At 63.8% G+C, this 24,359-nt stretch carries 19 protein-coding genes and 1 tRNA gene; 7 read left to right on the plus strand and 13 right to left on the minus strand.

What is annotated here, in order from left to right:
- Positions 1-83: 83 nt before the first annotated feature.
- The 3 genes from K1X11_RS00990 to K1X11_RS01000 all read left to right on the plus strand — a co-directional run bounded on the left by K1X11_RS00990 (position 84) and on the right by K1X11_RS01000 (position 1,887).
- Positions 84-674, plus strand: coding sequence for a MotA/TolQ/ExbB proton channel family protein (locus K1X11_RS00990; RefSeq protein ID WP_221029000.1), 591 nt, complete (start codon positions 84-86; stop codon positions 672-674).
- A 4-nt stretch (positions 675-678) separates the two neighbouring features.
- Positions 679-1,077, plus strand: a complete 399-nt coding sequence (locus tag K1X11_RS00995; protein ID WP_221028999.1) for an ExbD/TolR family protein — start codon at positions 679-681, stop codon at positions 1,075-1,077.
- Positions 1,078-1,206: 129 nt separating this feature from the next.
- The gene (locus tag K1X11_RS01000) at positions 1,207-1,887 is read left to right on the plus strand and encodes an SDR family oxidoreductase (protein ID WP_221028998.1); all 681 of its coding nucleotides are present in this window, start codon (positions 1,207-1,209) and stop codon (positions 1,885-1,887) included.
- A 123-nt stretch (positions 1,888-2,010) separates the two neighbouring features.
- On the opposite strand, the gene K1X11_RS01005 is transcribed toward K1X11_RS01000, so the two are convergent.
- The 10 genes from K1X11_RS01005 to K1X11_RS01050 form a co-directional block, all read right to left on the minus strand.
- Positions 2,011-3,036 carry a peptidylprolyl isomerase gene (locus K1X11_RS01005; RefSeq protein WP_221028997.1) on the minus strand — a complete coding sequence of 342 codons (1,026 nt, stop codon included), beginning with the start codon at positions 3,034-3,036 and terminating at the stop codon, positions 2,011-2,013.
- A complete protein-coding gene (mfd, locus tag K1X11_RS01010; protein ID WP_221028996.1) occupies positions 3,033-6,449 on the minus strand; it encodes a transcription-repair coupling factor in 3,417 nt (1,138 codons plus the stop codon). The genes K1X11_RS01005 and mfd overlap by 4 nt, the downstream gene beginning before the upstream one ends.
- A gap of 48 nt (positions 6,450-6,497) precedes the next feature.
- Positions 6,498-7,208: a ribonuclease III gene (gene rnc / locus K1X11_RS01015; RefSeq protein WP_221028995.1), complete on the minus strand. Its 711-nt coding sequence runs from the start codon at positions 7,206-7,208 to the stop codon at positions 6,498-6,500.
- Positions 7,209-7,289: 81 nt separating this feature from the next.
- The gene (locus K1X11_RS01020) at positions 7,290-8,078 is read right to left on the minus strand and encodes an ABC transporter permease (protein WP_221028994.1); all 789 of its coding nucleotides are present in this window, start codon (positions 8,076-8,078) and stop codon (positions 7,290-7,292) included.
- 53 nt (positions 8,079-8,131) lie between these two features.
- Positions 8,132-8,941, minus strand: a complete 810-nt coding sequence (locus K1X11_RS01025; RefSeq protein WP_221028993.1) for an ABC transporter permease — start codon at positions 8,939-8,941, stop codon at positions 8,132-8,134.
- Positions 8,942-9,013: 72 nt separating this feature from the next.
- Entirely contained in the window at positions 9,014-9,799 is a 786-nt protein-coding gene (locus K1X11_RS01030) for a ParA family protein (RefSeq protein WP_221028992.1), read from the minus strand.
- Positions 9,800-10,074: 275 nt separating this feature from the next.
- Positions 10,075-10,149 (minus strand) — tRNA-Cys (locus tag K1X11_RS01035).
- 102 nt (positions 10,150-10,251) lie between these two features.
- Entirely contained in the window at positions 10,252-11,787 is a 1,536-nt protein-coding gene (locus K1X11_RS01040; protein WP_221028991.1) for a PAS domain-containing hybrid sensor histidine kinase/response regulator, read from the minus strand.
- A 149-nt stretch (positions 11,788-11,936) separates the two neighbouring features.
- Positions 11,937-12,821, minus strand: coding sequence for an NAD(P)-dependent oxidoreductase (locus tag K1X11_RS01045; RefSeq protein WP_221028990.1), 885 nt, complete (start codon positions 12,819-12,821; stop codon positions 11,937-11,939).
- Positions 12,822-12,880: 59 nt separating this feature from the next.
- On the minus strand, positions 12,881-13,708 hold the full coding sequence (locus K1X11_RS01050; protein ID WP_221028989.1) for an MBL fold metallo-hydrolase: 828 nt from the start codon (positions 13,706-13,708) through the stop codon (positions 12,881-12,883).
- Between the two features lie 108 nt (positions 13,709-13,816).
- Between K1X11_RS01050 and K1X11_RS01055 the strand changes: the two genes are divergently transcribed.
- Complete coding sequence (locus K1X11_RS01055; RefSeq protein WP_221028988.1) at positions 13,817-14,818, plus strand: hypothetical protein; 1,002 nt, start codon at positions 13,817-13,819, stop codon at positions 14,816-14,818.
- Here K1X11_RS01055 and K1X11_RS01060 read toward each other — a convergent pair.
- Positions 14,815-15,516, minus strand: coding sequence for a hypothetical protein (locus K1X11_RS01060; RefSeq protein WP_221028987.1), 702 nt, complete (start codon positions 15,514-15,516; stop codon positions 14,815-14,817). The two genes, K1X11_RS01055 and K1X11_RS01060, sit on opposite strands and share 4 nt — an antisense overlap.
- Before the next feature lie 168 nt (positions 15,517-15,684).
- Here K1X11_RS01060 and K1X11_RS01065 point away from each other — a divergent pair, with 168 nt between their 5' ends.
- On the plus strand, positions 15,685-17,502 hold the full coding sequence (locus K1X11_RS01065) for a right-handed parallel beta-helix repeat-containing protein (RefSeq protein ID WP_221028986.1): 1,818 nt from the start codon (positions 15,685-15,687) through the stop codon (positions 17,500-17,502).
- A 104-nt stretch (positions 17,503-17,606) separates the two neighbouring features.
- Here K1X11_RS01065 and bamJ read toward each other — a convergent pair whose 3' ends face one another.
- Entirely contained in the window at positions 17,607-18,272 is a 666-nt protein-coding gene (gene bamJ / locus K1X11_RS01070) for a BamJ family beta-barrel-assembly machinery protein (protein WP_221028985.1), read from the minus strand.
- A 305-nt stretch (positions 18,273-18,577) separates the two neighbouring features.
- Between bamJ and K1X11_RS01075 the strand changes: the two genes are divergently transcribed.
- Positions 18,578-20,320: an HDOD domain-containing protein gene (locus K1X11_RS01075; protein ID WP_225919208.1), complete on the plus strand. Its 1,743-nt coding sequence runs from the start codon at positions 18,578-18,580 to the stop codon at positions 20,318-20,320.
- A 70-nt stretch (positions 20,321-20,390) separates the two neighbouring features.
- Here the strand turns inward: K1X11_RS01075 and K1X11_RS01080 are convergent, their stop codons facing one another.
- The gene (locus tag K1X11_RS01080; RefSeq protein WP_225919207.1) at positions 20,391-22,616 is read right to left on the minus strand and encodes an NADP-dependent isocitrate dehydrogenase; all 2,226 of its coding nucleotides are present in this window, start codon (positions 22,614-22,616) and stop codon (positions 20,391-20,393) included.
- 179 nt (positions 22,617-22,795) lie between these two features.
- Here K1X11_RS01080 and xylB point away from each other — a divergent pair, with 179 nt between their 5' ends.
- Positions 22,796-24,313 (plus strand): xylulokinase, encoded by a 1,518-nt coding sequence (xylB, locus tag K1X11_RS01085; RefSeq protein WP_221028983.1) that lies wholly within the window; start codon positions 22,796-22,798, stop codon positions 24,311-24,313.
- Positions 24,314-24,359: the final 46 nt, after the last annotated feature.

Genomic DNA, 24,359 nt, shown 5'->3' on the forward strand with positions numbered 1-24,359 from the left:
CGTCCCTTGACGCTTTTCGAAGGTTCAGGAATTTTTCCTGAACCTTTTTTGTATCCACCGCGTCTCTATCGGCGCTGCTTCTCATGATTTTTGCACTCCTCGACGTTCTTAAAGGGGCCGACATTCTGATCTATCCGCTCGGGCTCTGCTCCGTGGCGATGGTCTTCATCATTTGTGAACGGGCTTACGCGCTGCGGCGCGATGCCGTGATGCCGGACGACCTTGTCGAAGCGATCGTGGATGGCCGGGCCTACGCCGGGGGCCGTGATTCGGTGCTGGCGCGCATCATCGAGTTTGCCGAGCGGCATGCCGACGACAGTGACGCGGTGAAGGCCTTTGCTCGGCTCGAGCTCAACCGCATGGAGCGCGGATTGCCGTATCTCGACATCATTTACGCCGCCGCGCCGCTGCTCGGTCTGACCGGCACGGTGTGGTCGCTGCTGCGGGTGTTTTCCTCGCTGACCAGCGATACGGGTTTGCCCGATCCGGTGGCGTTTTCGAGTGGCGTGGCGCTGGCGCTTTCGGCGACCCTGCTCGGTCTCACCATCGCGATTCCGGCGTTGGTGGGTGGTGGCTGGTTGCAGCGACGCGTGGAAAACTACGCGGCGCAGCTCGACGTGATTTTGGAGCGCATCCTCGGCGCGGCGGACGACGAAGCGTCCTCGAAAAGCTGATACGATGAGCGGACTCTACCAACGCCGGCGAAAACGGCCGGAGATGAATCTGCTCCCGCTCATTGATGTGCTGGTGATGCTCATTTTCTTCGCCTTTGTGACCATGCAGTTCCGGTCGGCGGCGACGTTGAACATCACGCTGCCCAAGGTGGAGACGGCCGGTAAGAACGAATTTAAAGGCACGGTCACCATCGGCGTAAGCAACGAAGGCGACATCACCTTCAACGGGCAGGTCGTGAGCGAAGCCGAGGTCGAGGAGCTGTTGCGGCAGGTGCGCGACGTCGACCGCGACATTCCGGTGCTCATCGCCGCCGATGAAACGACGCCGCTCAAGACGGTCGCCTTTCTTATGGATGCCTGCCGCAAAGCGGGGCTGAACAAGTTCAGCCTGCAGAGCCGGTAGGTCGGCGGGGCGTAGCCCCGTCTAGTAGCGAGTAGTGAGTAGCGAGTGGGAGACCGAAACGGTTCTGAGCAGCCCTTCCGGCTGTTTTCTACTCGCTACTCGCTACCCGCTACTCGCTACTGAACCACCATGAAGATCCTCATCACCGGTGTATCAAAGGGGTTGGGTCGCGCGCTGGCGGATACCTACATGGCGGAAGGACATACGGTTATCGGCTGTGGTCGCGATCCGGAGAAGATTCTGGATCTGCGTTTTGAGGCCAAGGAGCCGAACCGCTTCGACATCGTGGATGTGTCGCAGGCCAGCAAGGTCGACGTGTGGCATGAGACCGTTTCGGCCACGCACGGCGCGTTGGACCTCATCATCAACAACGCCGGTCTGATCAACACGCCGAGTCCCTTGTGGGAGGTGAGCACGGCGGAGTTCGAGAAACTGGTGAGCGTGAACATCAACGGCGTGTTCAACGTGATCCGTGCCTTCCTGCCCGAAATGATCGCGGCGGGGAAGGGCACCATCGTGAACCTGTCATCCGGTTTGGGGCGGCGCACGAAACCGCAAGTCGCGCCCTATTGTGCGTCCAAATTTGCCGTCGAAGGCCTGACGCAGGCCCTGGCGCAGGAATTGCCGGAGCCGCTGGCGGCGGTCGCGCTCAGTCCCGGAGCGGTCGCCACCGAGATGTTGCGCACGTTTGTCGGTGATGCCGCTGATGGTCATCCGGATGCCGCCGCGTGGGTGAAGATCGCCGCGCCATTCATCCTGCAGCTCGGCCGCAAAGATAACGGCAGCTCCCTGTCCGTGCCGACGGAGTAAGGTCGGGTGGAGCTGTCGGGCTGTAGCCGGGGTCGTTGACCCCGGAGGCAGTGTGGGCGGCGGCACAAAAAAACGCCTCCCGTTGCGGGGAGGCGTTTTCGAAAGCGAAGGTGCTCGGTGGGCTCAGTAGAGCTTCACGTAGCTGTTGCGGCGGAGGCGCTCCAGCCACTGTTCCTGCGCGCGGCGGGACTCACGGGAGATGAGGATGCGCTCGATCTGCTCACGCACTTCATCGATGGGTTGGATGCCAGCGTATTTGCGCTCCTGCGCATAGAGGATGTAAACGCCCTCGGGCAGCAGGATCGGGTTGGTGGCTTGGCCGGGCTCGAGTTCGAAGAGCGGATCGCTGAACTCGGGCTTCAGGCCGGAGCGGTTGAGCCAGCCCCAGTCGCCGCCCTTGGAGCGGCGGGAGTCTTCGGACACTTCCTTGGCGATCTCTTCAAACTCATGACCGACGTCGAGGCGGGCCTGCACGCGGGCGGCGAGGGTGAGCAGATCGCTGTCGGTGCGACCGTCCTTGCGGGAGAACTGGATGAGGCGCAGGTGCACGGAGTCCTCTTGGTAGAACTCTTCTTTGTTCTCCTCGTAGAACTGCTGGACCTTCACCGGCGAGACCACGGTGGCGGACTTCCGCTTTTGGCCGCGCATGTATTGGTAGATGATGTCCTCTTCGACTTCCTTGCGGTATTCGCGCAGGGTGAGACCGCGGGCGCGGAGGTAGGCGAGGAACTTGGAGCGGTCGCCTTCAAACTCGTTGATGATGTTCTCATCGACGGCGTTATCGACGTAGGCCACGGGAATGCGGCGTTTCTCGTCGGAGTAAAAATCCTTCACGATGAGGACGCGGTCGACGAGGGCCTGAATGGTGTCGTCCTGGAGGGCTTCGAGGCGGCGGTTGAACTCGGCCTCGTTGCGGGACGTGGATTGCAGCTCGGGGATCATCGGCGAGATTTCGCGCCGGATGTCATCGACGGTGATGATCTCACCTTCCGCGACCGCTGCGATGCCGTTGGCAAAGCGCAGGTTCAGCCCATCGTCGGGGGCGGAGGGGGTGGATTGAGCGACGAGAGAGAGAGGGTTTCCGAGGGCCAGAGCACCGATGAGGGCGAGAAGGCCGACTCGAGTCCGGGTGGCAGGGGGATGCGTCATATAGTCGGCAGATTGTCGAGAAACGTGGATATTTCGCGTAAACGTAGAAGGGCCTTGGGGGCGGTCAACCTTGGAAACCGGCTGCCATGCATGACCCAGTCATCGCGGCGACCGCTGGCCCGCAGGCACTTCAATTTGGTTGAATCGGTTTCGACCGACACGATGCCTTTGTGTTCCGCCCGGATACGTATCTCGGTGACCAGCAACAACGCTCGCACGTCGTCGCCGTATTTGCCGAAGCGATCCTTGAGGTCGTCGGCGAGCTGTTTGAGCTCCTTGAGCGAACCCGCCATGGCGAGGCGGCGGTAAAAATCGATGCGCAGGCGCGTCTCGGCGATGTAGCCGACGGGCAGGCGGGCCTGGATGGACTCGACCGCGACCGCGCCGCTGGCGGCGTGCTCGGCATCGCGCAGCGTGGTGTAACCGTCTTGATGACGGCCACTTTTGTCCGCGCCCGCCGAGCCGTCGCCGACGAAAACGAAGTCGAGTTTCACGGAGGCGCGGATGGCGGTGGCCTGCTTTTCGCCCTTCAGGCGCGCGACCGATTGGCGCAGCAGCTGGCAATACAGCTCGAAGCCGACGCCGACGATGTGACCGCTCTGTTCCGAGCCGAGCAGGTTGCCGGCGCCGCGCAGCTCGAGGTCGCGCATGGCGATGCGGAAACCGGCGCCGAGTTGGTTGTGGGTGCGCATGGCGTTGAGGCGCTCGCGCGCGATCTCGACCAGGCGGGTGTGGCGGTGCAGGAGCAGGTAGGCGTAGGCCTGGTGCTTAAAACGCCCCACGCGGCCGCGCAGCTGGTAGAGTTGGGAAAGCCCGAAGCGGTCGGCGCCCTCAATGATGATCGTATTGCAGTTGGGGATATCGAGGCCGCTCTCGATGATGGTGGTGCAAACGAGCATCTGGTAGTCGCCGGCGACGAAGTCGGTCATGCGGCGTTCGAGCGTCTTTTCGTCCATCTGGCCGTGGCCCACGCCGATCCTGATTTCCGGCATGAGCTCGGAGAGGTGGGCGGCCACGATCTCGATGGTCTGGACGCGATTGTGCAGGTAAAAGACTTGGCCACCGCGGGCGACCTCGCGGCGCACGGCGTCGACCACGATTTTGTCGTCGTAGGTTTTGACGATGGTCTGGATCGGGTGGCGGTTGGTCGGCGCAGTCTCGATCACGCTCATGTCGCGCGCGCCAGTGAGCGCCATGTAGAGCGTGCGCGGAATGGGCGTGGCGCTCATCGACAACACGTCGATGGAGGCGCGCATGGCCTTGAAGCGTTCCTTGTGCTTCACGCCAAAACGCTGCTCCTCGTCGATGATGACGAGGCCGAGGTTTTTGAACTGCACGTCCTTTTGCAGCAGGCGGTGGGTGCCGATGAGGATGTCGACCTGACCGGCGGCGGTGGCGGCGAGAATGGATGTCTGCTCTTTGCGCGTGCGGAAGCGGCTCACCATTTCGATGGCGATCGGGTAACCGGCCATGCGCTCACGAAAGGTGTTCAAGTGCTGCTGTGCCAACACGGTGGTCGGAATGAGCAAGGCGACCTGTTTGCCGCCTTGCACGGCCTTGAAGGCGGCGCGGATGGCGACCTCGGTTTTGCCGAAACCCACGTCACCGCAAATGAGGCGATCCATCGGGCGATCACGTTCGAGGTCGGCTTTGGCTTCGTTGATGGCCTTGAGCTGGTCGGCGGTCTCGGTGAAGCGGAACGAGCCCTCAAACTCGCGTTGCCAATCGGTGTCGGGCGGATGGGCAAACCCGGGCTCGGCGTCGCGCGCGGCTTGGATGCGCAGCAGCTCGGCGGCGAGGTCGATGGTGGAGCGTTCGGCAGCTTTGCGCGCCTTTTCCCAACGCTGGGTGCCGATGCGGCCGAGCTGGGGTTTGGATTTGCTGAGACCGACGTAGCGGCTGATGAGATGCGACTCCTGCAGCGGCACGTGCAGGGTGACATGGTCGTCGAACTCGAGCGAAATGACTTCGCGGGTGCCGTCGCGGGTCTCGATCTTGGTGAGGCCGCGGTAGTGGGCGATGCCGTGCTGAAGGTGGACCACGAAGTCGCCCTCCACGAGATCGGCGAAGTCGAGGAGCTGGTCGACCTGAGCGCGTTGCACGAGGGCGCGTTTGCTCGGGGTGGGGCGGCGCGGGCGTTGGCGACCGAAGATTTCGGTCTCGGAGACCACGACCAGACCCTTGGTCTTTTTGCTGAAGCCGCGCCAATCGAGGCGGGTCTCGTCGCGGAAGGTGATGCGGAAGCCCTCGTTGAGGTCGCCGCGGGCAAAGTGCGGTTTGAGCGCGGCGATGCCGGGCTCCTCCTGCAGGATCTCCTGGGTGCGTTGCTCCTCACCGGACTTGGCGGTGACGAAATGAATCGAGTAGCCGGCGCGCTGCCATTCGAGCAGGCGTTGCATGAACTCCAGTCGCGCCTCGGCTTCCGCGTGGAGGCGCTCCTGCGCGACCAGACCGTCGCTCGGGTAACGCCGGTGATGGACGAGGCTTTCGCTGTCCCAGGTGCATTCGGTGGCCTCGCCCGGCTCGAACCAAAAGGAGGCGACATCGAGGTCCTGCAACGCGACGAGGCGAGTCGTGCGTTTGAGCACGGCATCGACGACCGGGTTTACGCGTTGTGGATCGGCTTGGGCGAGTTGGCTGAAGGCGACCTCGAGGTCGGGCGGTTCGAGGAACACGACCTGCGCGGAAGGCGACAGATAATCGCTCAAGCCGGTGCGCGCGGGATCAAACTGCAGACGCGGCGAGGCGCTCAACGTGATCGACGGCACGGTGACGCCGGAGCGTTGGGTGACTGGATCGAAAGCGCGAATCTCCTCCAATTCGTCGCCAAAAAAATCGAGGCGGTAGGGCTCGTTGGCGGTGATAGGATAGACGTCGATCAAACCACCGCGCACGGCGTAGTGACCGGGGGATTCGCAGACCGGCTCGGAGTCGTAGTCGAGCTCGTGGAGCTTCTCGAGCAGGGCCTGAAAGCCCATCGTGTCGCCGGGTTTGAGCTCGAGTTCGTTGGCGGCGAATTGCTCGAGCGCGGGCACGGATTGCACGAGGGCGGCGGGAAAGGTGCAGACGACCAACGGCGTGTGTTTGGTCGAGGTCAGTTTGCTGGTGCCGCGGGTGGCGCGCAGCTTCGACAACACGGTGGTGCGGTCGGCGGAGGCGGCGAAGGCCTCGCGCATGTCGCCGTCGGTGGGCATGGCCTCCGGCAGGACGAGCACCTCAGGTTGGCGCGGGTGTTGGCTGGCGGTGGTGAATAAGGAGAGATCCTCGGCGAGTTGCTCGGCCAGCTTCAGGGTTGGGGCGACGACCAGCCAGACCGGCGTATCCGATTGTTGGATCTCCTGGGCCAGCACCACGCCGCGCGCCGGGGGGCAAATCCCGGTGTGTTGGAAGCGTGAAGTCGACGGCGGTGGCATGAGCAGGGAACCACCAGAGCGAAGGACGGGCGTTGGCGCAAGCGCGCCTCAGGAATCGCCGAGGGCGCGAATCGTCGCCGAGGTGAGCGCTTCGCGGGCGGCCTGTTCCTCGGCGCTCTTCTTGGAGCTGCCGCGGCCGGTGCCGAGACATTCACCCTGGAGGAACACCTGGGCTTCGTATTCGCGGGCGTGGTCCTCGCCGGACACATGATCGACGCGGTAGCGGAGGGCGCTGTTGCCGTGCACGGGTTGCACGCGTTCCTGCAGGCGACCCTTGGGGTTCTCGTGCTCGATGACGCTGCCTAGGCGATTGGCGAGGTCGCCGTAGAGGCGCAGCACCACGGTGCGGGCGGCGGCGTAGTCGGAATCGGAATACACCGCGCCGACCAAGGCTTCGAAGGCGTCTTCGAGGGCGGCGGGACGATCGCGGCCGCCCATCTGTTCCTCGCTGGCGGCGAGCAGCAAGGCCGGGGCGAGGTCGATTTCGCGGGCGAGACGGGCGAGGTAGTGGCCCTTGGTGAGGGCGGCGCGACGTTTGCTCAGGTCGCCTTCGCGCTCGGTCGGATAGAGGCGGTAGAGTTCCTCGGTGAGGATGAGTTGCAGCACGGCGTCGCCGAGGAATTCGAGGCGTTGGTTGCTCTCGGTTTCCTCGGGGTGGTCCTGCAACCAAGACGAGTGGGTGAGGGCCAGGCGCAGGAGCTGCGGATCCCGAAACGGGTAGCCGATCTTTTGTTGCAGGGTTTCAGCGGGCGACGACATGGCGAGAGCGCTGCATGGGACACCGAAGTGCGGACGGCGTAAAGGCCAAGAAACGCGCCACCGTGGTGAGCGTTCGCTCGCTCAGGACGAGGCGCTGGAATAGCGGCGCAGGCCGCGGCGGAAGACGGTGACGCTGAGTCCGAGCCAGGCGACGGTTGCGCCCCCCAGCCAGAGCGCGTAAACCGGATCGAAGCCGTCGATGAGCGCGCGGGCGGGGGCGTTGCTGAGCACGACGGCGGGCAGCACCCAAACGAAGATGACGTTGGCGACGCCACGGAAGGCTTCGCGGGGGAGCCGGGCAAATTCCATGAAGGTGAAGTAGGTGCCCTCGAGACCCTGGCTACCGATGGCCCAGAAACTGATCGAGGCGAAGAGCAGCAGCATGGCGTAACTGATGGCGAGGCCGCAGAACACAAAGCTGGCGTAGGTGGCGACCTGCAGAAAGGACGGTTCGATCCCGAGTTGTTTGACCGCGTAGAGCACGACGGCGAGGGCAACAAAGACGTTGATCAGGCCATCGAGGTCGAGTTTGCGGGTGGAGACTATGAAGAGCAGGTTGCCGGGCTGGGCCAGGAAGAAGTCGAAGTTGCCGGTGCGGATGTTGCGGCCGAGTTCGAAGAGGTTGCTCCAGAAGAAGCCCATGAGCATGCGCTGAATGAGCATGGTGGTGCCGACGAGCAGGATCATCTCGTATTTGCTCCAGCCGGCGACGGCGTCGGTATGCTCGTAGATGACCGCGATGGCGGCGATGTTGACGGCCATCCAAAACAGCTCGACCAGCGACCACATGATGAAGTCGCCGCGAAACATCATCGAGCGGATGACGGAGTAGCGCGCGGAGGCCAGCCAGAGTCGAAAGTAGTGCAGCATCGCGGAGAAATCCTAAATCCTAAATCCTAATACCTAAATCCTAACTCCGAAAACTAGCCGCCGACGGCGGTGTGGCGGCGGAGGCCGCGGCGCCAGAGGAACTGACCGAAGGCGAGCAGGAGGACGACCCAGATGGCCTGGATGGCGAGACCTTCCATGGCGGTGGCTTGATCGAGGCGGCCGGTGAAAATCGCGGCCGGGAAATACATCTGGTAGTAGTAAGGTAGGAATTGAGAGATGCGGAAGATGGTCGCCGGCAACAGGTCGAGGGGGAAGATCTGTCCGCCGAGCACCGTCTCGATCGCGAGCGAGAGGATGACGAAGGATTGGATTTCGAGGAACCAGAAGGTCAGCAGGCCAAACACGTAAGCGATGCTGAACTGAATGAGCGCGGCCATGAAGGCGGCCGGGATGCCGAGGTAGAGCCGCCAGGCTTCGTCGGGGAAGGTGAGGTGCTCCTGGAGGAGCGGCAGGCACAGCACCACCGGCACGAGGGCGAGCAGACCGGAGATCAACCGCGCCGAGAGAAACAAGGTGAAACGGTAGGCGAAGTAGTTGATCGGCTTGAGCAGGAACTGGTTGATGAGCCCGTTGCGGATTTCCTCGCTGATCTGGTAGTCCTCGTTGAAGGCGCCGATGAAAAACTGCAGCACCAGCAGCGTGACGAAGTAAGTAAGCGTCTGGTCGAGACTGAAGCCGCCGATGGTGTCCTCGCCGCGAAAGGCCGCGCCCCAGAGGATGAACACAAACGCCAGGTGAACCAGCGAGAACACCGCGCGCAGGGCGAAGTTCCAGCGGTAAACGATGCTGTTCTGCAGGCCCACGTTGAAGACGTGGCGGTATTTGGCGACCAGCAGGCGCATGATGGGTGGCTGGGTGCTAGGAGCTGGGGGCTGGGGGCTGGTGGCTGGGTGCTGGTCGCTGGGGCAGGCGGTTCAGCGTTTGGTGAGGTCGAAGCGAGCAATAACCTCGGCGGCGAGTTCGCGGTAGGCGATGGCGCCGGCGGAGTTATTGTCGTAGGCGAAAATCGGCTGACCGAAGGACGGGGCCTCACTGAGGCGGACGGAACGCGGTATCAGAGTCTTGAATACCTTGTCCGGCAGGTGGGTGCGGACTTCCTCGACGACCTGTTTGGCGAGGTTGGTGCGGCCGTCATACATGGTCATGATGACGCCACCGAGGTTGAGTCCGGAATTGAGGCCGGCATCGCGGATGCGGTCGACGTTGCGCAGAATCTGGCCGAGACCCTCGAGGGCCATGTATTCGGATTGGAGCGCGATGAGGAGTTGGTCGGCGGCGGCGAGGCTGTTCATCGAGAGCATGCCCATGGAGGGCGGGCAATCGATGATGATGGCGCGGTAACCGTTGGAGGCTTTGAGCGGGCCGAGCACCTCTTTGAGACGGGCGAGGTAGTTGTCGGATTGGGCAATCTCCACCTCCGCAGCGGCGAGGTCTTCCTCGGACGGGATGAGGGCGAGGTGTTCGTAGGCGGTCGGGGTGATCATCTCGAACACGCTGCCCTCGCCGTTGAGCGGACCGTAGAGGGAGCGGCCCTCCTGCTTCTCCACGCCGATGGCGCTGGTGGCGTTGGCCTGCGGATCGAGGTCGATGAGCAGGGTGTGGATTTTGCGCTCAGCGAGACCGGCCGCGAGGTTGACGGCGGTGGTGGTCTTGCCGACGCCGCCTTTTTGGTTGGCGATGGTGAAAATGGTGGTGGGCATCGAGGCGGGCAGTGAAACCACCTCCGCGCCGAAATACACGAAAATCTTGTGGGGGGGGCGTCGTGGCGAGTGGCGGCGGCGGCGGTGAGGCAGAGGGGCGGCGGTGCGGGTAGGTCGGGGGCCGAGAGGCAGGGTGAGGGCCGTGGGGCAGGTTTAGCGCGAGCCAGCTCGCGGTCTACATTGCGGGACGGGCGGTTGGTGCCAGTCGGGTCGCGGAACGCCCTCCTTCGCTGAAGCTTCGGCGGGCAATTTTGAATCGGATTCCGATTCAAAATTGGAGGCGCGGGGCGGAATCGAACCGCCGAATAGAGCTTTTGCAGAGCTCGGCCTTACCACTTGGCTACCGCGCCGTAGTCAGGGAGAGGCGGACGTTGCAAACAAACCGGAGACCGTGCAAGTCCCGAAAACACTTTCCCGGATTTGGCGTTTCGTTCGCCTTGGTGACCGGCGCCTCAAGCGGAGCTGGTGGAGGGGGTGAAGGACGGCGACGTGTCCGACGTGGGCAGCGGGGGACGGGAATCACCGCGCTGGTAGGTGAGCGCAAAGCTGAAGCGGAAGGTCGAGCCTTCGCCCGGAGTGCTGTCGACCGAGATCGCTCCGCCCATCAGCTCGCAGAGTCGCTTGGAAATCACCAGGCCGAGTCCGGTGCCCCCGCGGCGGCGAGTGCTGGAGGAATCGAGCTGACTGAAGGGCTTGAAGAGGTCCTTCACGCGGCCGGCGGGAATGCCGATGCCGGTGTCGGTGACGGCAAAGAAGAGGCGCAGGTGGCGGAGGTCGGAGTGGGGCACATTTTCCCCGCGGGCACAGGTGACGGCGACCGTGATGGCGCCGCGTTCGGTGAATTTGAAGGCATTGCCGACGACGTTCATGAGCACCTGCCGCAGACGGGCTTGGTCGCCGTTTACGATGACCGGCACGGAGGGGTCGGTTTTGAGAGTGAACGCGATGCCCGCATCGCGCGCGGAGGGGCTGAAGTGGTTCTCGATCTCCTGCATGCAGTCGCGCAGCGCGAAGGGGGTCTGCTTGACTTCGATTTGACCGGCCTCGAGGCGCGAGACGTCAAGAATGTCGGCGATGAGCGTCTCGAGCGTCACGCCGGCGCTGTGAACATTGGTGACGTATTCGAGTTGGTCGGCGCTGAGTGGGCTTTCGCGCAGCAGTTTTGAAAAACCGATGACCGCGTTGATGGGAGTGCGGATCTCGTGGCTGACGACGGCGAGGAATTCACTCTTGGCGCGGTCGGCGGATTCGGCCGCTTCCTTGGCCTGCACGAGGGCGGCTTCGGCGGCTTTGCGGGCGCCGATGTCGTGACCGACGGCCTGGAACTCTAGCACCTGGCCATCGCGGGATTTGATGGCGCGGTGGGTCCAGAGGTAACTGGATTCGCCTTCGGCGCCCTCAAGGTCCACTTCGAACGAGGCCTTGTCGGGGAGGTTGCCCTGGAAATCCCGTTTGGGGTAGCCGAGATCGATCAGCGGAAAACGGTGGCCACGCAGGGCGCTGCGGGGTTTGCCGTAAAATTGGGCGTAGGCGGCGTTGACGAAGGTAAGGGTGCCGTCGGCGCGATAGCGGCAGATCAGGTCGACCTGATCCTCCACGATCCCGCGGTAGCTGGCCTCAACTTTTTGGAGGCTTTGGGCCATGCGTTCGATTTGTCGGGCGAGGCCGATGATCTCGTCCTGTTCCTGAGGAAAGTCGTCGTCGAAATCGACTGAGGCGGAGTCGTCAGCGCTGGTTTTGGCGGCGGCCTGAGCCTGTTCGCCGGCGGTGCGTTTGATTTCCCGCAACCGCTCCATGAGGGTGCGATCCCAGACGTAACCAGCGAGCACCAGCAGAATGCTGCCGATGATGGCGAGACCGAGCACCCAGTAGGTGGTGCCAAGTTTTTCGCGTAGCCCTTCGTCGAAAGCGAGGGCGACCAAGGTAGCCGCCAAGCTAAACGCCAACGCGAGGATCATCGCCGTTTTGCGTCTAAGAAGTGCACCCATGGGGCGGAACCTTGGTGGGTGCAGGCGGGGGAGTCTAACCCAAACCTTCCCCGGCGGGTAGGAGGTGAACCTATTTCACATCCCGTTTACCGCTCGGGGGTTTGGAAAACGCATCAAAGGGCGATCGGGGGGAATCACCCGAAGCGGGTTCAGCCGTGACGTCCTTTGAAGGTGAGTTCGGCGATAGCGGATTTGTCCTGCGCGCCGAGACCGATGGCGGTGAGGCGTTCGTATTGCAGTTTGGTCGCGGCGGCGAGGGGCAGGTTCAGGCCTTGTTCGCAGCCCAGCACCCAAGCGATGGTGCTGTCCTTGGCGGCGTGAGAAGCGGAGAAATAGCACTCGTGATCGCGGTTCTGCATGTCTTCGCCGTCGGTCTTGAGGACCTGGGAATTGGCGCCGGTTTGGGCGAAGACTTCCCGCAACATGTCGAGATCAAGACCGAGGGCCTGACCGAGGCCGAGACCTTCGGCGAGCGCGGCGGTGTTGATGTTCATGACCATGTTGACGAGGGCTTTTACCTGCGCGGCGCTGCCGGCCGGGCCGATGTAACGCAGGTCCTTGCTGAGCTCGTCGAGCAAGGGCTTCAGCTCATCGAAGACGGCGCGGTCACCGGCGCACATCAAATAGAGGGTGCCTTGGCGGGCCTGGGGAATGGAGGACGCCATGCAGGCTTCGATGGATTTGGCGCCGGCGCCGTGAGCGCGCTTTTCCACTTCGGCGTGGGTGGCGGGCGTGATGGTGGCGCAGTTGATGAAGGTCTTGCCGGCGGCACCGGTGAGCAGCGAATCACCCTCGTCGCCGAAGATGGCGAGCTGGGCGGCGTCGTCGGTGACGACGGTGATGATGACGTCGGCGGCGGCGGTGACATCGGCCAAGGTGGTGGCGTGGGTGGCGCTGAGCTCGCTGGCGAGCTCGGCAGCGAGGCTGCTGGCAGTGTCATAGACTGCGGCGATGCTGTAGCCCTGATCCTTAAGACGACGCGCCATGTTGGCGCCCATGCGGCCGACGCCGACAAATCCGATTTTCTGAGACATAGTGGTGGGTTAAAGGGGAAGGTGTTTGGAACGAGAAAGTGGCGTGGAGGGCCGGGCGCTCAGTGGGCGAAGACCGGGTTGTGCTTCTTTTCCTGCGCGAGGGTCGTGATGGGACCGTGGCCGGGGGCGAGCACGGTGTCGCGTGGCAGGGTGAAGATCTTTTCGCGGTCGTTGCGCAGCTGCTCGGCGAAGTGGGTCGGGCTGCCGCCGACGGAGGAGGCGAAGAGCGAGTCGCCCACGATGGCGAGCGGCCAGCTGAGGCCGGTCACAAAGAAGGTGGTCTGGCCCGGCGCGTGACCGGAGGTGAGCACGGTTTTGATGTCGAGGCTGCCGATGTGGAAGTGCACGCCTTCCTTGAAGGTCTGGGCGCGGGGATGATCGACGGGGGCGTCGGTGTGCGACCAGATCTCGGCGTTGGGCGCAAAGTCGGCGAGGCGGGCGAGGTCGGCGATGTGGTCGTCGTGAGTGTGGGTGATGAAGATGTATTTGAGGCGCAGTTTGTCGCACTCGATCACATCAATCATGCTGTCGACCGAAGCTCCGGTATCGAAGGCGGCGGCTTCCTTGGTGCGGGAGTCCCAGATGAGGAAGCTGTTCACCGTCATGTCTTCGAACGGGGTGTTGAAGGCGGTGAAGCCGCGGGGGAAGACCGGGATTTCCGGATACCATTCGCGGCGGGCGTGGGCTTCGAGGGCGTTGGGATTGAGGCGCAGATGACGGGCGACACGGCGCACGACGGCAATGATCGGCTCACCGGCTTTGACCTTGGCCAAGTCTTCGGCGCTGACCTCGGCGCGGCGGATGAGTTCTTCGTCGGAGACTCCGAGCCCACGTTGGGTCTTGTTGATGACGTCGTCGAAATTGTCTTCGAGAGGGATTAGCGGCATGGAGCGGCACGGTGCGTCCGGATTTGGCGGGGCGCAAGTGCGCGCTGCGGTTCGGCCGGACGAAGGCAAAACGTTGCCAGGCCCTGGCCGATCCGGCAGAGGAGCGCGATGGCTGAGCCTGATTTTTCGATCACCTATGCGGGCCCGCGGGCGGAGTGGGCGAGTTTGACCGGGAGTCCGTTGTGGGCGCGCTCCATTGAGGACGTGGTGGCGGCGTGGTGCGCGCGAGGGTGGCAGCATACCTTTGGCGAGCGGGTGCCGACGCCATATGGGCTCGGACCGGAGGTGCATGGCTTCACCTTGCCGGAGGGCCGCATGGTGCTGTGGGTGCCATCGTATGGCGATATCCAGGGACAGGAGCCGGTGGGGCATGAAACGGTGGAGCGGGTGTTTTGGATCCTCTGGCAGGCGGGCGTGCGCGCGATGTTGGTGGGTGGCAATCACGGGGTGTGTGACCCGCGCGGAGAGGGCGGCGTGCAGCCGGGGGACGTGGTGTTGCCGTGGAGTTTTCGCACCCACCGGCATCACCGCGGGCTGCGGGGCACCGAGTGGGCCAACCCCTGGCCGCAGGCGAATCTGTTTCTGGATGATCCGTTTTGCCCGGAGTTGGCGGTGGGCTTGCGGGACTTGTTTCAACCGTGGGTGGAGCGGGGCGCGGCGCGGCGGGTGTGGACGGCGGCGGAGCTGCGGGCTGCGCTGGTGCAGGTGGAGACGATCACTTTTGAGACGGAGTTTGATATCCTGCAGCATCTGGCGACCAACGAGACCGTGACGCGTTTGCAGCCGGATCGACCGCCGGTGGTGACCTTACACGGGGATGCAATCAATCCGGTGCTGGCGCGTTTCCTCGGCATCCACGTGGGATACTACAGCCTGGTGTGCAACTACGCGGCGGGCTTGTGTCCGCCGGAGCGTATTCACGATACCATGACGACTTACTATCGGGAGGTGTATCCCGAAATGGTGCTGGCGGTGGAGGCCGAGGCGTTGGAAACGCTGGAGCTCCCGGCGGCGGAAACGTGCCGCTGCGAAACCTCGTTGCAGCGCAACCCGGACGAATTTTCCCGGGCGATGAGTGGCTGGCAGGAGTGGTCGCAGCGCGGCGACTAGTCGGTAGCGCCGGCGGCGACGAAGTGGATGCCGCCGGCGGATTTCAGGTGGGCGGCGCCGGGGGCGACCACGTGGTAGCCGGGAGTGGTGATGTCACCGAGGCCGATGAGTTTGCGGGCCACGGCGGCATCGGCGGGAGAGAGGCGAGCGGCGGTGAGGAACTCGCAATTGATGGAAACGGTGGGCGTGCCGGCGGTGACCATGAGACCGGGTTGATTACGGCGGGCCCAGTCCTCGATGCAGGCGACCAGCATCACGTAGGAGTAGCGGGCGGGTTGCTCGTTCCAATAAGCGAGCTCTTCTTCGTAGACGTCGCGATTGATCACGTAGCGGTAGGCCTGCTGGAGAACTTGGGCGTTGGCATCGGGATGAGTGTCGAGCCAAGCGAGGTGGGCGGTGACCTGAGCGGCGTAGGTGAGCGCGGTCGCGGCGGGGGCGTCGACTTCGGCCCCGCCGAAAGCGTCGGCGCGGGCCTGCGCGGCGACGGCGGTTTGCAACCCGGCGTTGCCCTGCAACTGCTCGCGGGCCGTGGCGAACGCGGCCGCCATGTCGGCCGCGCCGGCATCTGACGTGGGGGCTCGTCCCAGCACGAGGAGGTAGGCGGCACGGGTGGTGTCGGACGGGGCGGGGGCGGCGGCCAGGCCGGTGGCGAGTAGCAGGGCGAAGAAAACGCAGGTGGGGCGAAGACGGGGCGTCATGGTGGGTAGCAGGCAACAGCGACGCGGGGCGGTCAACGGGTTCCCGGCGGCAAGCGTGTTGGCCGTTGAACGGCAAGCATCCGATGGGGTCGAACTTGTCGTGTAGGTCGCGAAGGTGGTGTGATCTATTTGGTCACTCGATTGGCCGCCCCCGACCCCGTTTCTCCCATGCGTCTTCCCCGTCTTTCTGACCGCCTTTCCTTCGTGCTTGGTGCCCTGCTGTTATGGCCTGCGCTGATCCTCGCCCAACCGTCGGGCGGGCCCTACGGGCCGATCCAACAACGCTACGAGGTGCCGACGCGTGGCACGGTGTATTATGTCGCGCCGGACGGGGTGGCGGATGCGACCGGCGACTCGCTCGCGACGCCGACCACCCTGGAGTCGGCCATCGCGCAGGTGGTCACGGGCGATACGATTGTGTTGCGCGGCGGCGTTTACCGCACGGGAAGCCTGCGGCTCAGCCAAGGCATCACGATGCAGCCCTATCTGGACGAACGACCGGTGATCAAAGGCACGCAGGTCGCAACCGAATGGGAGGCGGACGGCGAGGACCTGTGGCGCACGACGTGGACGCGACTCTTCCCGGCGGAGCCGGCGGACTGGTGGCGGAGGGAGTGGGGCGTGCGTCATACGCCGCTGCACAAGTTTAACAACGACATGGTGTTTGTGGATGGCCACTTGCTCGGCTCCGCCGGTTCACGCGAGGAGGTGACGGCGGAGACCTACTTTATCGACTACGAGAATGCGGCGATCTTCCTCGGCGTGGATCCGACCGACAAAGTGGTGGAAATCACCGCGCACAACAGCGCGCTCACCCGGACGACGCGCACGGTGCACGGCAAAGCCAACGACGGCAAAGGGCCGACGCTGCGCGGGCTCACCTTCACTCAATACGCGCGGCTCGCGTTGCTGGTGGAAGGCACGGAGCCGGGGGCCTACATGTCGCCCGACAAGTTCGGCAAAGAGATCGTGGGCACGACCTTTGAGCACCTCACGATTTCGCACTGCTCGCGCGTGGCGGGGTATTTCCGCGGCGATGGGCTGACGATGCGGCACTGCCTCGTGTCGGACACCGGCACGGAAGGCATCTACGTGATCAACTCGGCCGACGTGTTACTCGAGCGCAACATCGTGACGCGCACGAACAGCCCGGAAAATCTGGGCGGGTATTTTGCGTCGTCGGTGAAGATTTTTAACCAGTCCTACAACTGCGTCGTCCGCGACAACCTCATCATCGACAACCCCAATGCCAGCGGCGTGTGGTATGACGTCGGCAACGTGGACGGCATCTTCATCAACAACTGGGTGGAGAATACGCCGAACGGTTTCTTCTTCGAAATCTCCAAGGGCGCGATCTGTGCGAACAACGTGTTTGTTGATTCGAGCATCCGCGTGCTCAACAGCTCGGATGTGGCGGTGTATCAGAATACCCTCTACAACAGTGAGGCGGCGTTTCAGCGCTCGGCTCGCAGTCATGCGGCCAACGATCACTTTGGCTGGCACGCCAGCGCGGGGCCGGATGTCGATGAGCGTGACGGCCATGTGTTAGTGAACAACCTGGTGGTAGCCGACGATTCCAAGGACGGCCCGCTGGCGAACTTCTGGCAGCACGAGGCAGTGAATGGCCGGCTGACGACGCCGCAGGTGACGGCGATGGACGGCAATGTGTTGGTGCGGCGCGCGGGCGTGATGCCGGCGCAGGCCTTGATCCACTGGGCACCGGCTCCGGAGGCGGACGGTTTTGCCAAGGAATATGCCAGCATCGCCGAGCTGCACGCCGACGTGCCGTTGTTTGGTGCGAACGGGCTGAGTTGGGTGGACTATGGCGGGCCGCTGTTTCGCGGCGCGGAGTTGGGGAACTTTGAGCTGTTGCCGGAGTTTCCCGGGCGCGCCGCCGGGGTGGCTTTGCCGGAGGAAATCGCGGAGCTGCTGGGGCGGATTGGCGACGAGCGTCGTTACCCGGGCGCGATCGCGCCGTTGGATTGAGGTGAGGCGCAGGTTCCCTGAACGCAACAACGCGGACCACCCGAAGGTCGGTCCGCGTTGCGCAGATTGAGAAGAGGGCGGTCGATGCGACCGCGGCTCGTCGCTTATTTGATGTCGAGCAGCTCGACTTCGAAGATGAGGGTCGAGCCGGGAGGAATGGTGCCCTTGTCGACGTTGCCGTAGGCGAGGTCGGCCGGAATGTAGAGCTTCCACTTGGAGCCCTGGGGCATGAGTTGGAGGGCTTCGATCCAGCCCTTGATCACGCCGGTGACGGGGAAGGAGATCGGCTCGCCGCGTTGCACGGAGCTATCGAAGACGGTGCCGTCGATGAGCGTGCCGTGGTAGTGAACCTGGACGGATTGGGCGGGGGTCGGCTTGGGGCCGGTGCCGGCGACGATGACCTCGTATTGCAGGCCGGAGGCGGTGGTGGTGACTTCCGGGCGGGCGCCGTTTTGGGCGAGGAAGGCGGCACCGGCTTCGAGATTAACCTGGGCCTTGGCGTTGGCGGCTTCCTGAGCCTCGGCACGCTTGGCTTGGAAGGCCATCATGAGATCGGCTTGGCTGACCTTAGGCTGGTTGCCGGCGAGGGCATCGGCGATGCCCTCGGCGAGGGCGTCGAGGTCGATGGAAAGGGACGGGTCCTGGGCGAGTTGGCTGCCCATTTGCATGCCGATGCCGTAGGAGACCTTCTGGTCGATGGAATCAAAGGAGGCGGCGGCGGTGGAGGCCGGGGTGGATTCGGGCGCCGGAGTGGCGTCGGATTCGGACATAGCGGGTTTGGTTTCGGTGGGTTGCGGTTCTGGTTCTGATTTCTGGCAAGCGACCAAACCCAGCAACAGGGACGAGGAGAGGACAGCAATGGCAGGAGAAAAACGGAAACGGGTATTCATAGAGAGAGCGTGCGAGTGAGAGGAAGGAACCGGACCCTGACAAGGCTGCGCTCGGATGGTTTCGGACAAGGGTGTTTCTAGGGAAAACTACGGAGTTTTTGGGAAACGAAGGTTCAATTTCGGTCCGTTCAGGCCGATATCGAAAAGTGAAGTCGGACGGGTGAACTACGTCCGGTTGATGCGTTATGGCCAATATCCTCTTAGTAGATCCCGGAGAAACTCCCTGCAGTGCGATGCGAGGTATCCTCGATCGCGGTAATCATCGTCTGGCGACGGTGGATACCGAGCCCGCCGCGTGGACGTTTATCCGCGAGCAGGTGAAGGTGGACCTCGTGATTCTGGAGCTGTCACTCAAGGACGGCTCTGGTATCGGGCTGTTGCGCCGTCTGCGGGCCGACAGCCAGTTGAAGGGCATTCCGGTCGTGATTTACACGGCCCGCGCGAATCGCAACGACGTGAAGATGTGCCTCGAGTCCAAGGTGCAGAATTTTTTGATGAAACCCTACGACGAAGACGTGGTGTTTCAGGAGGTCGGTAAGGCTCTGGCGGCCAAGTGGCGCGACGCGCTCTTCGAGGAGGAACGTTCCTTTTGTCAGTTGATGGGGTATCGGCAGCACGACCTGCACGGCATGTTGCGGGATCTGCGCAAGAGCGTGGATGGCGTGTTGCCGACCGTGCGGCAGTGGGCGGATCAGGCGGCCAATGCGCATGGCGACGAACCGTCGGAGCTGCCGGATGAGGTGGCCGCCGTGCGCGAGGCGGCGGAGGCCGCGGGCGCCTGGGGCGTGGTGAGCGCGCTCAGCAACGTGGAAGCCGTGGCCAAAGCCCACCAGGAAGGCCGACTGCCGGCCGCGTTTGAATCCCTGGAATTGGCCGGGCGCATGATCGAACATCGGCTGGATCCGGACATCGCCTGCGTGGGCTTCATGAACGACCAGGAGGTGAGCGAGCAGGAGCACGAAAAGCTGCTGGCAGTCTGGCGGGAAGCGCCGGCGCAGGGTCGTTGCCCGATGATGACTTGGGATGAGCTCAAACCGCGGGTGGAAGCGATGACGGGATTCCCGGTGATCGACTCGGCGGCGGCGGCGTTTCGTATGACGGCGACGGGACAACCCTCCTGTATTCATCCGCTGATGGATTTGGTGGCGCGCGATCCGGGGCTTTCGACCCAGGTATTGATCGCGGTGAACAAGGCACATCCGGCACCGGATGCTCGCTCGCGCATCGAGGATGCCCGGTCGGCGGTCAGTCAATTGGGGGAGATGAAGCTGGCGGCACTGAGTCGCGGCATGATCACGGTCTCGCAGCGAACGCTGGAGATTCCGCCGCAGTTCAATTGGTCGCGGTATTGGACCTTTGTGCGGTCGGTGGCGCGGGTGTCGCAGTTGATCTGTCAGCAGATGGAGTTGTTCAGCCTCGAACCGGTGGCGCGCACGGCGGGTGAGTTACACGACATCGGCAAACTGATTTTGGCGCATTTGGAGCCGATCGGTTTCCAGGTGATCGTGGACGAAGCGCGGCGCCAGCGCCGTCCGTTGGTCGAGCTGGAGAAGCAGTATTTCGACTGCACGACCGCGCAATTGGGGGCGCACTTCGGGCAGCACTTTGGGCTGTCGGAACGTTTCACGCAGGTCATGCGGCATCTGGCCAATCCAGTCGAAGCCGGTGAGGATGCGCGGCTGGCGGCGGTCGTTGCGCTGGCCCGGAATTTTTGTGAGCATGCCGGCGTCGGTTGTTCCGGCAGTCCGGTGAATCGCGAGGAGACCTTCTGGGCGGATCGCACGCCGGCGTGGGAAGTGTTGCAGGACTGCGTGTTTCCCAGCTTCAAGCTGCGGGAGTTTGAGCGCACGATGCTGGCGCGGGCCCGGGGCCTGCGCGAAGAGCTGGCCGGGCGCAGCGACACTGCGCCGATCTTGCAGGCGGTTTAGAGGGCCAAACAAAACAGCCGCCGGAGGACCGGCGGCTGTTGTTGTGAGGAAACGATGGGTCTCGCTGAGCTTAGAGCGCGTCAATGACGGCGTTGAGCGTGGCGCTGGGGCGCATGGCGGCGGCGGCCTTGGCGTCGTCGGGCTGGTAGTAGCCACCGATGTCGGCCGGGCTGCCTTGGGCGCCGATGAGCTCTTCAACGATCTTGGCTTCGTCGGCCGCGAGCTTTTCCGCGACCGGCGTGAAGAGGGCCTTGAGTTCGGCGTCGTCGTCTTGGGCGGCCAGGGCCTCGGCCCAGTAGAGAGCGAGGTAGAAGTGGCTGCCGCGGTTGTCGATGCCACCGACGCGGCGCGTGGGCGACTTGTCGTTGACGAGGAACTTGCCGGTGGCGGCGTCGAGGGTGGTGGCGAGCACCTTGGCCTTCGGGTTGTCGAAGCTGCCGGCGAGATGTTCGAGCGAGACGGCGAGGGCGAGGAACTCACCGAGGCTGTCCCAGCGCAGGTAGTTCTCGGCGACGAACTGTTGCACGTGCTTGGGCGCGGAACCGCCGGCGCCAGTTTCGAAGAGGCCGCCGCCGTTCATGAGGGGAACGATGGAGAGCATCTTGGCGCTGGTGCCGAGCTCGAGGATGGGGAAAAGGTCGGTGAGGTAGTCGCGCAGCACGTTGCCGGTGACGGAGATGGTGTCCTGACCGGCCTTGATGCGCTCGAGGCTGAAGGTGCAGGCGGCGGCCGGGGCCATGATGCGGATGTCGAGGCCGGCGGTGTCATGCTCCTGCAAATACGTCTTCACCTTGGTGATGAGCTGGGCGTCGTGGGCGCGGGCTTCATCGAGCCAGAAGACGGCGGGCGAGCCGGTGGCGCGGGCGCGGTTGACGGCGAGCTTCACCCAATCGCGGATGGGGGCGTCCTTGGCCTGGCAGGCGCGCCAGATGTCGCCGGCGCCGACGCGGTGTTCGAGGAGGACGTTGCCGTCGGCATCGGTCACGCGGACGGTGCCGCTGGCCGGGATCTCGAAGGTCTTGTCGTGGGAACCGTATTCCTCGGCCTTCTGGGCCATGAGGCCGACGTTGGGCACGGAGCCCATGGTCTTCGGATCGAGGGCGCCGTTTTCGCGGCAGAAGTCGATGGTGGCCTGGTAGACGCCGGCGTAGGAGCTGTCAGGAATGACGGCGAGGGCGTCGCGGGTCTTGCCGGCGGCGTCCCACATCTTACCACCAGCGCGGATCATGGCGGGCATGGAGGCGTCGATGATGATGTCGGAGGGCACGTGTAGACCGGTGATACCCTTGTCGGAGTTGACCATGGCGAGGTCGGGACCGGCGGCGTAGGCGGCTTGGAGATCGGCTTCGATCTCGGCCTTTTGGTCTTCCGGCAGGGTCTGGATTTTGGCGACGAGGTCACCGAGGCCGTTGTTGAAGTCGACGCCGAGCTCGTTGATGACCGCTTCGTGCTTGGCGATGAGATCGGCGAAGAAGACCTTCACGCCGTGGCCGAAGATGATCGGGTCGGAGACCTTCATCATGGTGGCCTTCATGTGGAGGGAGAAGAGCACGCCTTCGTCCTGGGCGCGGAGGACTTGGTCCTTGAGGAAGGAGACGAGGGCTTCCTTGCTCATGTGGGTGCCGTCGAGGATCTCGCCGGCCTGGAGTTTGAGACCGTCCTTGAGCACGGACACGTTGCCGTCGTCGGCGATGAAGCTGATCTTGGCGGTGGTGGCGGCGGGCAGGGTGACGGACTTCTCGTTGGAGAAGAAGTCATCGGCGCCCATGGTGGCGACGTTGGTCTTGGAATCGGCAGCCCAGGCACCCATGGAGTGCGGGTTGGCGCGGGCGTAGTCCTTGACGGCTTTCGGCGCGCGGCGGTCGGAGTTGCCCTCGCGGAGGACCGGGTTGACGGCGGAGCCCTTCACCTTGTCGTAGCGGGCCTTGATCGACTTCTCCTCGTCGGTGGCGGGATTGGCCGGGTAGTCGGGCAGCTGGTAACCCTTGGCTTGGAGCTCGGCGATGGCGGCCTTGAGCTGGGGAATGGAGGCGCTGATGTTGGGCAGCTTGATGATGTTGGCCTCGGGCGTCTTGGCGAGGTCGCCGAGTTCGGCGAGGTGGTCACCGATGCGCTGGTCCTCGGTCAGCGACTCGGGGAACTGGGAGAGGATGCGGCCGGCGAGAGAGATGTCGCGGGTCTCCACGTTGATGGCAGCGTGTTTGGTGAACGCCTGCACGATGGGGAGGAGCGAGTAGGTCGCGAGCGCGGGGGCTTCGTCGGTCTTGGTGTAGATGATGGTGGGTGACGCGGACATGATGGGTATTGGTAAAATCGAAAAGAGTTCGCTAGGCAAAGCAACCGGCGAGGCCCGGTCGAGTGGGAAGTGCCGGTGATGGGAACCGGTGATTCAATTAATAGAACAGCGCGCGGCCGTTTTTGGTGTCCAAGCGCGGGCGGAATCCGCCATAAGGGGCGTCCCAAAAACTCCCCACCATGAGCATCTACATTGGCATCGATTCCGGAACTCAATCCACCAAAGCCGTCGCCCTCGATCTCGATACGGGCAAAGTCGTCGCCGAAGCGCGCGCGCCGCATCGCCTGATCGCGGGTTTGCCAGTGGGGCACATGGAGCAGCATCCGCAGGAGTGGGTGGCGGCGCTCGACACGACGATCGGCGCGGTCGCCTCGCAGATCGATCGCACGCGGGTGAAGGGCATCGGCATCTCGGGTCAGCAGCATGGCTTCGTGCCGCTCGACAAGGACGGCGAAGTGATCCGTCCGGCCAAGCTCTGGTGCGACACCTCGACCACCGAAGAGTGCGCGATCCTGACCAAGCAACTGGGCGGCACCAAGGCGGTGATCCGCAAGGCCGGTCTGGCGATTCTGCCGGGCTTCACCGCGCCGAAGATTTTGTGGCTCAAGCGCAATGAGCCGAAGAACTACGCGAAGCTGCGCCACGTGTTGCTGCCGCACGACTACCTCAACTTTTATCTGACCGGCGAATACTTCATGGAGTATGGCGACGCGTCCGGCACGGCGCTGATGGACGTGCGCAAACGCAAGTGGTCCAAGGCCGTGATCAACGCGATCGACCCGAAGCTGATGGATTACCTGCCGCCGCTGAGCGAGTCGGATGCGATTGTCGGCACGCTGCTGCCCGAGGTCGCGGCGAAGTATGGCTTTAGCGAAGACGTGATCGTCTCGGCCGGTGGTGGTGACAACATGATGGGCGCGATCGGCACCGGCAACGTGAAGGCCGGCGTGGTGACGGCGAGCTTTGGCACCAGCGGCACGATCTACGCACACGCCGAGGCGCCGGTGGTGGATCCGCAGGGTGAGATTGCGGCGTTCTGCGGCTCGACCGGTGGCTGGATGCCGCTGCTGTGCACCATGAATGTGACGACCGTGACCGAGCAGGTGCGCGGGCTGTTCAACTACGATCACACCGAGTTGGCCGACGCGGTCGCGGCGGCTCCGGCAGGCGCGGGTGGTTTGGTGATGCTGCCGTATTTGGAAGGTGAGCGCACCCCGAACGTGCCGGCGGGATCGGGCGTGTTTCTCGGCATGAATCAGCACACGCTGAAGCCGAGCCACATGGCGCGGGCCGCCATGGAAGGTGTGACGATGGGCATGAACTACGGCCTGCGTCGTCTGGCCGATCTCGGCGTGACGCCGCGCGAAATCCGCGTGACCGGTGGTGGCGCGAAGTCGGCGGTGTGGCGTCAGATCATGGCCGATGTGTTTGGTGTGCCGGTGGTCGCCATGGTCGAGGATGAAGGCGCTGCGTTGGGTGGGGCGATCCAGGCCGCGTGGGCGATGGCCCGGCAGACCCGCCCGACTGCGAAGATTTCCAGCATCGCCGAAAAGGTGGTGGCCAAGGACGAATCGACGCGGGTGAAGCCCGACAAGAAGCGTCATGCGCGTTATGCCAAATTGCAGGACGTGCAGGATCGCCTGAGTCTGGCGTTGCGGGACCTGTTCCCGATTCAGCGCGAGTTGGCGAATAGCTGAGGCGAGGCGGCGCTGCGCGCCGCGCAGTTTGAGGCGGAAGTTTAAG

Source organism: Actomonas aquatica (assembly GCF_019679435.2).
Classification (GTDB): domain Bacteria; phylum Verrucomicrobiota; class Verrucomicrobiia; order Opitutales; family Opitutaceae; genus Actomonas; species Actomonas aquatica.

Bases quoted from the DNA above. Each gene is read 5' to 3' on its own strand.
- K1X11_RS00990 (WP_221029000.1), top strand. From the start codon at position 84: ATGATTTTTGCACTCCTCGACGTTCTTAAAGGGGCCGACATTCTGATC.
- K1X11_RS00995 (WP_221028999.1), top strand. From the start codon at position 679: ATGAGCGGACTCTACCAACGCCGGCGAAAACGGCCGGAGATGAATCTG.
- K1X11_RS01000 (WP_221028998.1), top strand. From the start codon at position 1,207: ATGAAGATCCTCATCACCGGTGTATCAAAGGGGTTGGGTCGCGCGCTG.
- K1X11_RS01005 (WP_221028997.1), bottom strand. From the start codon at position 3,036: ATGACGCATCCCCCTGCCACCCGGACTCGAGTCGGCCTTCTCGCCCTC.
- mfd (WP_221028996.1), bottom strand. From the start codon at position 6,449: ATGCCACCGCCGTCGACTTCACGCTTCCAACACACCGGGATTTGCCCC.
- rnc (WP_221028995.1), bottom strand. From the start codon at position 7,208: ATGTCGTCGCCCGCTGAAACCCTGCAACAAAAGATCGGCTACCCGTTT.
- K1X11_RS01020 (WP_221028994.1), bottom strand. From the start codon at position 8,078: ATGCTGCACTACTTTCGACTCTGGCTGGCCTCCGCGCGCTACTCCGTC.
- K1X11_RS01025 (WP_221028993.1), bottom strand. From the start codon at position 8,941: ATGCGCCTGCTGGTCGCCAAATACCGCCACGTCTTCAACGTGGGCCTG.
- K1X11_RS01030 (WP_221028992.1), bottom strand. From the start codon at position 9,799: ATGCCCACCACCATTTTCACCATCGCCAACCAAAAAGGCGGCGTCGGC.
- K1X11_RS01040 (WP_221028991.1), bottom strand. From the start codon at position 11,787: ATGGGTGCACTTCTTAGACGCAAAACGGCGATGATCCTCGCGTTGGCG.
- K1X11_RS01045 (WP_221028990.1), bottom strand. From the start codon at position 12,821: ATGTCTCAGAAAATCGGATTTGTCGGCGTCGGCCGCATGGGCGCCAAC.
- K1X11_RS01050 (WP_221028989.1), bottom strand. From the start codon at position 13,708: ATGCCGCTAATCCCTCTCGAAGACAATTTCGACGACGTCATCAACAAG.
- K1X11_RS01055 (WP_221028988.1), top strand. From the start codon at position 13,817: ATGGCTGAGCCTGATTTTTCGATCACCTATGCGGGCCCGCGGGCGGAG.
- K1X11_RS01060 (WP_221028987.1), bottom strand. From the start codon at position 15,516: ATGACGCCCCGTCTTCGCCCCACCTGCGTTTTCTTCGCCCTGCTACTC.
- K1X11_RS01065 (WP_221028986.1), top strand. From the start codon at position 15,685: ATGCGTCTTCCCCGTCTTTCTGACCGCCTTTCCTTCGTGCTTGGTGCC.
- bamJ (WP_221028985.1), bottom strand. From the start codon at position 18,272: ATGTCCGAATCCGACGCCACTCCGGCGCCCGAATCCACCCCGGCCTCC.
- K1X11_RS01075 (WP_225919208.1), top strand. From the start codon at position 18,578: ATGGCCAATATCCTCTTAGTAGATCCCGGAGAAACTCCCTGCAGTGCG.
- K1X11_RS01080 (WP_225919207.1), bottom strand. From the start codon at position 22,616: ATGTCCGCGTCACCCACCATCATCTACACCAAGACCGACGAAGCCCCC.
- xylB (WP_221028983.1), top strand. From the start codon at position 22,796: ATGAGCATCTACATTGGCATCGATTCCGGAACTCAATCCACCAAAGCC.